This is a genomic window from Microcystis flos-aquae FACHB-1344, assembly GCF_014698375.1.
Lineage (GTDB): Bacteria > Cyanobacteriota > Cyanobacteriia > Cyanobacteriales > Microcystaceae > Microcystis > Microcystis aeruginosa.
In genome coordinates this window covers 41777-51195 of the sequence record NZ_JACJSW010000162.1, presented here as the reverse complement: position 1 = coordinate 51195, position 9419 = coordinate 41777, and the positions used below count along the sequence as shown (strand labels likewise).

Below are 9419 nucleotides of genomic sequence, written 5' to 3'. Positions count from 1 at the left end.
AATGGTCGAAAGGTCAAATTTAAAAAATTTTGCCTCAAACCCTATCTGCGTAAGGAATTCAGGATTTTGTGTCCAGTAGTCCATTAGTATTATATTGCTTTAACTCAGGCTCTTTAAGACTTTTAGCCATAGCTAGTATGTTTATACGGGGGAAGTTCAGGCATAATTAATTTTTGAGAGTGCAAAAATGAGAAAAATAGACATAAAATTGCATAAAATTCCTAAATAGAGCATTTAATTGATTAATGCTCATTCTTAATTCTCCTGACGACCGGCTCCTGAATCCTCACCTAAAGGAAGATTTTTGATTGTTACAAGAGGTGTAGTTATGTCTTTATCAATTCGAGTAATTATCCTAGTAGCGACGACAGTTTATCAGACGTTATCTGTTTGGTTAGAAGAACAAAAAGCACCGCCGGGTCATTTGATTAATCTGGGTAAATATCGCCTACATTTTTGTCTAGCGGGAACGGCTAGTCCCACTATTATTATTGACCATAGTTTAGGAGGAATTGAGGGATATTTTTTGATAGAAGAATTGTCACAATTAGCTAGGGTTTGTATTTATGATCGAGCGGGTTATGGTTGGAGCGATTCTAGTCCATATCCGCGAACTAGCTACCAAATTGTTCAGGAATTAGATCAATTACTAACCCAGGCAAAAATAGAACCACCTTATATTTTAATTGGTGATTCTTTTGGCAGTTATAATGCTCGACTGTATGCTCATCTCTTCCCAGAAAAAGTAGTAGGTTTGGTACTCACTGATGGTTTACACGAGAAAGGAATGCTGAAAATGTCGCCAGCATTAAAGGCATTAAAATTATTTTTCATCTCCGGATTTTGGATGTCGATTATCGGCTCAATTTTAGGCATTATCCGAGTTTTGAGAGTTCTAGGAGTTTTTGAATTATTAAAACCAGAATTACGTCGCTTTTCCCCAGATTCTTGTCATCGAGTTAAGCGTTCTTTCTGTCGCGCTAAACACTGGATGACGATGAGTAGAGAAATGTTTAATCTCGACCAAAGCGCTCGTCAGGTGAGTGAGGCTAACAATTTCGGTAATTTACCGATAGTTAGTATTAAAGCTAATTCTTTTTTTAAACCCTCCCTTTGGACTCGCTTTATTCCCCTAAAAAGTGCCAACCGACTCCGGGAGGAGATGCACCTGGAATTAGGCAAGTTATCCGGAGATTTTCTGCAAATACAAGCGGATAAAAGTAGTCATTTTGTCTGGATGGATCAACCGGATGTGATCATCGATGCGGTGAGAATTTTGCTTGACAAAATTAACTCTGTGTGCTAAGTAATTACTCACCGTTCGCTAATTTCTCGAACCGAAAATTTGGTAAATTGTCTTAAATGCAGTCTAGCAAACGCATTGAGTGTTCTACTCGGATATTTGTTAGTACAAAAAGACCATTTTGAGGTTAACGAATTGATTGGGGTTTGAGCGAGCCAATTGGAGATCGCACTCCCGACACTGTTCTACCTACCTTATTCGCTAAAAAGCATACAGTATAAAGGTAACAGCAATTTTAAAACCCTTCCCTTAAAAAATTAAGCGAACAATGAGTTGTGACACTTAGACTGCGGAGTATGGGACTTCTGCTGACGCTAAGATAAAGTCAAATCTCCCAATCACTTTAAAACCTTTGTGATAGGCGTTTGCATTTTAGAGCAGTAAATTAAACCTGACTCATTCTAGGAGTCGATAGCGATTAGTTTCAGCGACGTATTTCCGACCTGGAATTTCATCGGGGGGAATTTGATTGCGTAGCACTAGACGCATATCCCTGACAACGCGGGGGACATTCAGATAATAGCCATGCTCTGAAGGATCTGTAAAACTAGATACCACGCGGGTACAATCGATCGGATAGACATTGCGAGGAAGTTGTCGCGGCTGGATTGGACCATCTGTCCCCAGACGGGCGGTATTACCCTTAAGCTTATCACTGGCCCAAAGAGCGAGGTCGTTGCGGTTGAAATAGACACTTGTCCGGCGGGTGATCCGGGACAGAGACAACAATTTGTAGTCGAGATCGAAAGCATCATCATCCTCATCGGCTGCCATCATCAGAACCTGATCGAACAGTCTGGGCAGTTGGTTGCCGACTTGCCTTTTCAATTCCTGTAGAGCATGGCGCAAGACATAATTGCCCATGCTGTGGGCAGTGAGATGAAGTCTCTGTTGGCACCGCGCCTCAGTCTGATTAATGAAATCGGCAACTTTGAGGAAGCCGCGGGCAAATGCCGCCCCAGAAGCGGCAGCATCCAGGCGATCATTCTTGTAAGCGATCGCATTGGCGGCTCTCGGATCGGAAAACAGAAGCGCACCGTCTGAAGGCCAGGAAAACAAACATATATTCAATTTGAGGGGAGGCTCGGTATCGCCAGGGTCTCTGGCAGTCAACACTTGGTGCAGTTGAGCCGCAGCCGTTAGAGCGCTCCGAAATGAAACGTTGAAGCCGTGAATGAAGATCAATGTATCTTCCGCATTCTCGCTCATCTGTTTGCGGACTTGCAGGGCAATCGCCTGACTGCCCAAAACGGGCGGATCACCCAGCAGATTTTCTGGGGCAACTTGGATTTGATACTGAGAAAAGTTCTCACCCGTTACCTCGGCTTTTCCAAAACGCAAGTTAGCCAGTCCATCCTGACTAAAGGTACTCCCGAAGTCAAAACCCGCCTCTAAATCATTTGAGGTAACCAGGTTGCGGTTTGTAGCAAAGTAAATCGTCGTCATCCAAAATCTCCATATTTTCTTCGGTTTTTTGGGAACAGGATAGGCTAAACCACTTTAGCCCATTGCCCCTCCTCTTTTCCCTGTCTAATCCCCTGTTCAACTATATTTTTAGTCTTGATTTACAAGGCTCTCAGAAATCAGCACAGATAAAGCATCCTCGGGAACCTTGATTCTGTAGTTTTTAGTTACACATCGGGTTGTCTAACAATTTTACTTCCCCTTTGCGCGGGTAGTTTTGCCAACTTTGGTGTTAGGGTTTATGTCTCCATCGTGCGTCAGGGTCAGCGACCATTTGTATGGTCATTTGGCACTCCCGTCACTAAAAGCGAGGGATTCTTAGTTCAACGAGTCCACTTAAATTAGATGCCTTGCGTTATCCAATCCAGATGTGGTTCTCTCCCTAAGCGTTACTTTTCGTATGCCCTACGATAGTTGTATTTCTACAAAATTTGCTTGAATTGAAGTGTTAGCTTCAAATACTCCTTTGTCTAGTTCCTACAAATATTTTACACCACGAGCAGGCTTTGGCCGTGAGATCAGCGTTCGACCGAGCGTTCATGTTAGTGAGCTTGTTGAACTACTGACTCATTGTTCGCTTAATTTTTTAAGGCAAGGGTTTTAAAATTGCTTTTACCTTTATACTGTATGCTTTTTAGCAAATAAGGTAAGTAGAACAGTGACGAAAGTGCGATCGCCAATGGGTTCGCTCAAACCCTAATCAATTCGTTAACCTCAAAATGGTCTTTTTGTACTAAAAAATATCCGAGTAGAACAATCAATGCGCTTGCTAGACTGCATTTGAGACAATTTACCAAATTTTCGGTTCGAGAAATAGCTCTCTTGGGTTTGGTGGGTAAAATGTATTCTAAGATACCTTCATCCTAGCGAGGGGGTGGAACGAACCACAAAGACACAAAGGACACAAAGATTGATCGATCCTATGTAAGTAAAACTTATCACACAGAACCTAGAAGAGCCGAGAAATGAGCGAACGGTGAGTTAATAGGATAAAATTAACTTCTTGGTTAGGATGGACGAGAGGCAAGAGATTCGATCGAGATTAGCTGAAATCCTAGAGACTTATTGCCTAATTAACTTTTGAGAGTTCAAAAATAGGAAAAATAGGCATGAAGCTATCGTTCATTCTTAATTCTCCTGACTACTGACGACCGGCTACCGGCTACTGACTCCTGACTCCTAACCCCACCAACAGACTTTTTGCCGCAAACCCTAATTATTGAGGGTAATAATCTGGGCGCTAAAACCCTGTTTAGTTAACTCTTGTAACCGTTGTTTAGCTTGGTATTGTTGCTGAAATAACCCCGCTTGAATAACATTTTCTCCCGCGCGGATAAATGCGAGGGGTTCAATTTCTTTAATTTTTGCCAACGCTGCTGCACTATTACTCTGAACTTCAACCCGAAAGAGTTGATTAGTCGCAATAACCCGCTGCTGTGGTGGGGGAGAAGGGGGTTTATTGGCGCGATTTTCAGGTCTGGGTGCCGGTGGATTGACAGTTGGACGAGGATGATTATTAATCACCGTAGCATCGGCGGGACGCACGGTAGCGGGAGCTTGAAAAACGTATTCTCTCAGGGGTTGATTACCGGAAACTGGGTCCGCCACCAGAGGACGAACTGAAGGAGAATTAACCGGGGGTAAATTTAAGGGTGAACATTGGGAACAATTAACAGCACTGGGACTGTCTGAACGTTTAGTTGGTTGTCTCACCGCCGGCGGTGGGGGCAAACGACGACCGGGATAAAGATTCTGGGCAAAAGATAAGTTTGCTTTTAGCAGTAGCGTTCCTTGAGCGATTATCCCGACTTTTAACCAAAATAGGCCCGAGAAAAACAGTAGGTTTGTTCTCATCATGCTGGTTTGTCCTCACACGAAATTTGGGTACACCATGTCCAAATTTTAAAGTAGGAGATGCTAGTCTAGAAAGTATATTGGTTAAAAATCATTACAAGATTTATGGGAAAAGTTGTTGTCGGTCTATCGGGGGGAGTAGATAGCTCTGTTGCCGCTGCCGCCTTACACGCTCAAGGTTATGATGTTATTGGCTTGACCCTGTGGTTAATGAAGGGTAAAGGTCAATGCTGCTCCGAGGGTATGGTAGATGCGGCCTTTATTTGTGAGCAGTTGGGGGTTCCCCATCATATCGTCGATAGTCGCGAGCTTTTCCAAAAAGAAATTATTGATTATCTGGTTTCCGGTTACGAAGCGGGAATCACACCGCTGCCCTGTTCTCAGTGCAATAAAGCGGTAAAATTTAGCCCGATGCTGCATTATGCTAGGGAAACCTTAGAAGCGGATACTATTGCCACTGGTCACTACGCTAGAATTCGTTTTTCTCCCGAAAATAACCGTTATCAACTGCTGCGCGCCGTCGATAAAAATAAAGATCAATCCTATTTTCTCTATGATCTAACTCAAGATGTACTGCGTGGGACTTTATTTCCCTTGGGCGAACAAACCAAGGCAGAAACCCGCAGGATTGCCCAGGAATTCGGCTTAAAAACAGCAGATAAACCCGATAGTCAGGATTTATGCTTGATTGAAGCTCATGGAACTATGCGCTCGTTCTTGGATAAGTATATCGCCGTTAGTGAGGGCGATATCGTCGATCTCGATGGCAAAGTTTTGGGTAAACATAGCGGTATCCATCATTATACGATCGGACAACGCAAAGGCATCGGCATCGCCGCCGCCGAACCTCTCTATGTGGTAAAACTCGATCCCGTCATGAATCGGGTTATCGTCGGTAATCGCGAAAGTGCCGTTAGTGCCGATTGTCTTGTCGGACGGATGAACTGGGTTTCTATTGCTGAACCTACCACCCCTATCCGCGCGCAAGTACAGGTCCGTTATCGTTCTCCGGCCGTTCCCGTCAATGTTATTCCCCTAGAAAATGAGCAAGTGAAGCTGGTTTTCGATGAACCACAATTTAGCATCACCCCGGGCCAGGCAGCCGTGATTTATGAAGGGGAAATCGTTCTCGGTGGGGGGATTATTTCAGGAGCCACCCCATAGGGAGAGCCACCAATTCACAAAATAACCTGATTATGGTTCGGGGGTCATTCTGCCAATTAGGGACTCTCCCCAGCAGGTTGAGCTAAAAATTAACGACGGGGTACAGAAGCCTCGATGTTAATATTCATAGCGGAGACTCTTGGTACAGGATTGCCTTTGGCGCTACCGAGACCCCGGGCCATAGCCAAGAAGCTGGAAGGATCGCCGGCTTTGGGTTTTTGCTCTTGGGGAACATAGCGACGGACAGCATTCTGCCAAACGATTTGGGGGAAGCCCAAAATACCACGATAGTAGCCATCGTAGCGAGGCGAGGTGATGTTGAATGGACGTTCACCGATTTCGCGGCTGGCTAGGGTGCGACGACGTTGGTAGGGAACAGTATCATAACCAAAGCTTTGCAGATACTCGTCACTGTTGAGAAGTTGATCGACAAAACCTTGAATACCTTTGGTGGCAACGACAATCGACCAAGCAATTTTTTCTCTTTCGCTATAGACATCGCGACCGAGAACTCTTTGTACTACCTGTTCGACAAAGCGATAGTTGCTGTTTTTCTCGTAGAAGCTGTTATAGAAGGTTTTCGATAACAGTAAACCACGAATGAAATCCCGCACCGATAATTGTCCATTGCGTAATTGGGATTCGAGGAAGGGTTCCCGATCCCATTTGAAGGCATGGAAGAAAATCTGACGGTAAGCGGCTTCGATTAAATCGTCCAGGTCGGTAGGGGAGAGGACATTTTCCGTCGTGTAAACTTTCGGTTTTTCGTCTCCACCGACATCATAACCAGCTACCCGCACGTTTTGGGACTTGGGGGCGTAATTTAAAAGAGGAATGGCCAAGGGTAAACCTCCGTATCCTTAGAAATGCTTAAAAAACTTTCCTCCTAATGATAAGGGAGTAGGTGCCAACTAGAAAAGAAATATTAAAAATTCTTACAATTGTTAAGAAAACTTGCTTACCATCCGGGGTGTTGCGGGTTGGGATTTTGGGTGTTGGGGTGGTCACTGCGTGCGCGTTGCGGGGGGTGTTGGGGTATTAGTTGAGTTTCCCCATTTCCCCATTTCCCCATTTCCCCATCTCCTGTCTCCTGTCTCCTGTCTCCTGTCTCCTGTCTCCTGTCTCCTGTCTCCTGTCTCCTGTCTCCTGTCTCCTGTCTCCTGTCTCCTGTCTCCTGTCTCCTGTCTCCTGTCTCCTGTCTCCTAGATTTACCAGCCACTAATCGAATAGGATGAAGGTTCGGGGGAATCACCAGAGACTGACTCCGATGACTGATTGCGGGATTCAGCACAAAAAGTGGCCGTATTAAAACCGCCAAAACGTTGAACTGTGCTAGTGCGGAGACGTAAATCGGTATCGGCAAACCAAAAACGCTCGATCGAGGTCATAGTTTCGTATTCTGTAATTAAGACTAAACCTTCCTGTTCATCAATGTGATAACGGCCCGCCACGGGAATGATTTCCGCATAACCTCGCTCCCGCAGGAGAACACCAGCTTGGGGATTATCTTCGTCGGGAATTAGCGCAAAAACGGTGGTTCCTTGATGATTTTCGTTTTCTTTGTCCCACTGCATCGAACCATCCCAACTGACAAAGGCACCCCCCACCGCCTTGGCGGGATCCACTTCGTGCATTTCACAGATAGCGATAATTTTCGGGTTATCGGCGCTTAAAGCTTCCACATAAATCTCGGAATCGCCGGTTTCTGCGCGTCGAAAGGGTAAATGATGGGTGGTGCGCTGAGATTTCCACTGTCCCGCACTTTTCTGAAAAAAGGTCATCCCGTCCATAGTTTTTATCCTCTATTTTTTCCATCTATTTTAACGCCATGGCGGTTTTCTGTAACCCTTGTCCCCCTCTCTCTCTCATTCATCCCCAAAATAATCATGATCGATTCTCTTGATTTCATAGATTTCTTTGGTCGATACACCTAAGTTATAATCGATCATCAATTGACCTAATTCTTCCCCATCAATCAGCACTATTTTTATCTCATTTCTGGGGGCATATTCTAAAGCTTCTTGGGTAAAATAGGAAGTAGTGATAAAAATGCCTTTTTTGGCTCCTTGTCCCGCTAATGCCCCGACAAATTTCTGGATTTCTGGACGACCAACGGCATTATTATCAGCCCATCTTTTGGCTTGAATATAGATTATATCTAAACCGAGTCTATCTTCTTTTATTATTCCATCAATCCCTTGATCACCGCTCTTACCCACTGCTTTACCTGCATCTCTAATCGAGCCACCATAACCCATTTTTACCAGTAATTCTACTACTAATTTTTCAAAAGCATCTGGGGATAATTTTCGCAGAATAGAAAGTAAGTCTGTCGCTAATGCTTGACGAATTTCTTGATAGGAGTTTTCTAGTAATTCCTCTGGGTTTTGTTCTTGATCAGAAGTTGATAAATTGCTTTCAAGAGTAATAGTTTCATTTTGCTTATTGACTCTAGTAAATTCTTGAAACTCAGGAAATTGCCTGAGAAATTTTGTATCGATATGGTCTAGATTTTGAGATAAGATTTCTTTTCCTTTCTCAGAAATTACAAAAGTTGCCCTTTGGGGTGACTCAATTAATCCCGCTTTCTTTAAATAGGTTTTTGCTCAACCGACTCGATTAGCAAAAATTTCTTGTTGTCCACTGGGAAGCATTTCTTTTCTTTCCGCTTCCGTGACTTGAAACTCTCTGACCAAGGCTTCAAAAATTTCTCGATATTTATAAACTTTGCCATCTGCAAGTATTTTTAATAGCGGCAACATAATCGATTGAAAATCTGGAATAGGCATAGTTCAGATGAAAAGCGGGGTCAGTCATTACGATTATACAGCAACAAGCTCCAAGAATTTAGATAGATAATAATACACATAAAATTATGAATAATTGAGAGGCATTCCTAAAGAATTTGAGAGAGAAATTATCGCCATTGATAATCGTCTTGATACTCCAAAATAAGCTGTTGACTATCTAAATTACTTGTTAAGACTGTCTATGAGCGCCAGAGCTGCGGAGCAGGGAGAGCTTTTTTTGTGATAGCTAAAAAACCCCCTATCCCTGCTATTCATACAAAATCTCATCAAAACAAGCTTCTCCCACACTCGCTAAAGTCCTAGCGGCAGCTTTATCGGTTTTCGACTTCTGCACGAGGGTGCGGAATTGCTGTAGATTGTAACGAGCTTGGAATTTTTTAATCGTGCAGTCGCATAGGTCTTTGGCCACATCAGCAGCTAATCCCTCCGCGCGCGCTCTTTGTAAACATTCTTGACGATAACTGTCGAAAGTCGTGGCAGGATTAGAACTTTGGCTAAGGTAAACGGCATTATTAGCCTGTACTGGCAAGGATAAAGCCAATAAACCGATAAAAGTTAGTAAATATCTTTTATTTATCATCATAATCGCTTTTTTAAGCCTGAAATCCCCCACTAGATTAGAGAACTGCTGCATAAATTATAGATCGATCGCTCAACTCTTAGGTTCCAGTCTTGGCAAACTGCCAACTGTTATGCTAGGATAAGTAGTGCTTGATCGGCGCCATCGCCAAGTGGTAAGGCAGAGGTCTGCAAAACCTTTACCCCCAGTTCGAATCTGGGTGGCGCCTTGGTAAATGTCGGCAGTCTTTCTTTTATTACCTTGT

9 protein-coding genes, 1 tRNA gene and 1 pseudogene are annotated in these 9419 nt (G+C 43.7%); 4 read left to right on the top strand and 7 right to left on the bottom strand.

Annotated features, from left to right (window positions below; genetic code table 11):
* The first annotated feature begins 328 nt into the window (after positions 1-328).
* Positions 329-1306 carry an alpha/beta fold hydrolase gene (locus H6G48_RS15190; protein WP_190722373.1) on the top strand — a complete coding sequence of 326 codons (978 nt, stop codon included), beginning with the start codon at positions 329-331 and terminating at the stop codon, positions 1304-1306.
* A 393-nt stretch (positions 1307-1699) separates the two neighbouring features.
* On the opposite strand, the gene H6G48_RS15185 is transcribed toward H6G48_RS15190, so the two are convergent.
* The gene (locus tag H6G48_RS15185; protein WP_242034657.1) at positions 1700-2512 is read right to left on the bottom strand and encodes an alpha/beta hydrolase; all 813 of its coding nucleotides are present in this window, start codon (positions 2510-2512) and stop codon (positions 1700-1702) included.
* On the opposite strand from H6G48_RS15185, the gene H6G48_RS26395 reads away from it, so the two are divergent.
* Complete coding sequence (locus H6G48_RS26395) at positions 2474-2698, top strand: hypothetical protein (protein WP_242034658.1); 225 nt, start codon at positions 2474-2476, stop codon at positions 2696-2698. The genes H6G48_RS15185 and H6G48_RS26395 overlap by 39 nt on opposite strands.
* Positions 2699-3979: 1281 nt before the next feature.
* Here the strand turns inward: H6G48_RS26395 and H6G48_RS15180 are convergent.
* Entirely contained in the window at positions 3980-4624 is a 645-nt protein-coding gene (locus tag H6G48_RS15180; RefSeq protein WP_190722371.1) for a hypothetical protein, read from the bottom strand.
* Positions 4625-4726: 102 nt separating this feature from the next.
* On the opposite strand from H6G48_RS15180, the gene mnmA reads away from it, so the two are divergent.
* Positions 4727-5785 carry a tRNA 2-thiouridine(34) synthase MnmA gene (gene mnmA / locus H6G48_RS15175; protein WP_190722370.1) on the top strand — a complete coding sequence of 353 codons (1059 nt, stop codon included), beginning with the start codon at positions 4727-4729 and terminating at the stop codon, positions 5783-5785.
* Positions 5786-5874: 89 nt separating this feature from the next.
* On the opposite strand, the gene H6G48_RS15170 is transcribed toward mnmA, so the two are convergent.
* The 5 genes and pseudogenes from H6G48_RS15170 to H6G48_RS15150 form a co-directional block, all read right to left on the bottom strand.
* Positions 5875-6627, bottom strand: a complete 753-nt coding sequence (locus H6G48_RS15170; protein WP_002744197.1) for a phycobilisome rod-core linker polypeptide — start codon at positions 6625-6627, stop codon at positions 5875-5877.
* Positions 6628-6743: 116 nt separating this feature from the next.
* Complete coding sequence (locus H6G48_RS15165) at positions 6744-7004, bottom strand: hypothetical protein (RefSeq protein ID WP_190722374.1); 261 nt, start codon at positions 7002-7004, stop codon at positions 6744-6746.
* Positions 6994-7575, bottom strand: coding sequence for a phycobiliprotein lyase (locus tag H6G48_RS15160; RefSeq protein ID WP_190722369.1), 582 nt, complete (start codon positions 7573-7575; stop codon positions 6994-6996). Before H6G48_RS15160 ends, H6G48_RS15165 begins: the two co-directional genes overlap by 11 nt.
* A gap of 75 nt (positions 7576-7650) precedes the next feature.
* Positions 7651-8574, bottom strand: a pseudogene (locus tag H6G48_RS15155) (restriction endonuclease).
* 268 nt (positions 8575-8842) lie between these two features.
* Entirely contained in the window at positions 8843-9178 is a 336-nt protein-coding gene (locus H6G48_RS15150) for a hypothetical protein (protein ID WP_043999175.1), read from the bottom strand.
* A gap of 134 nt (positions 9179-9312) precedes the next feature.
* Between H6G48_RS15150 and H6G48_RS15145 the strand changes: the two genes are divergently transcribed.
* Positions 9313-9383: transfer RNA gene (locus H6G48_RS15145), tRNA-Cys, on the top strand.
* Positions 9384-9419: the final 36 nt, after the last annotated feature.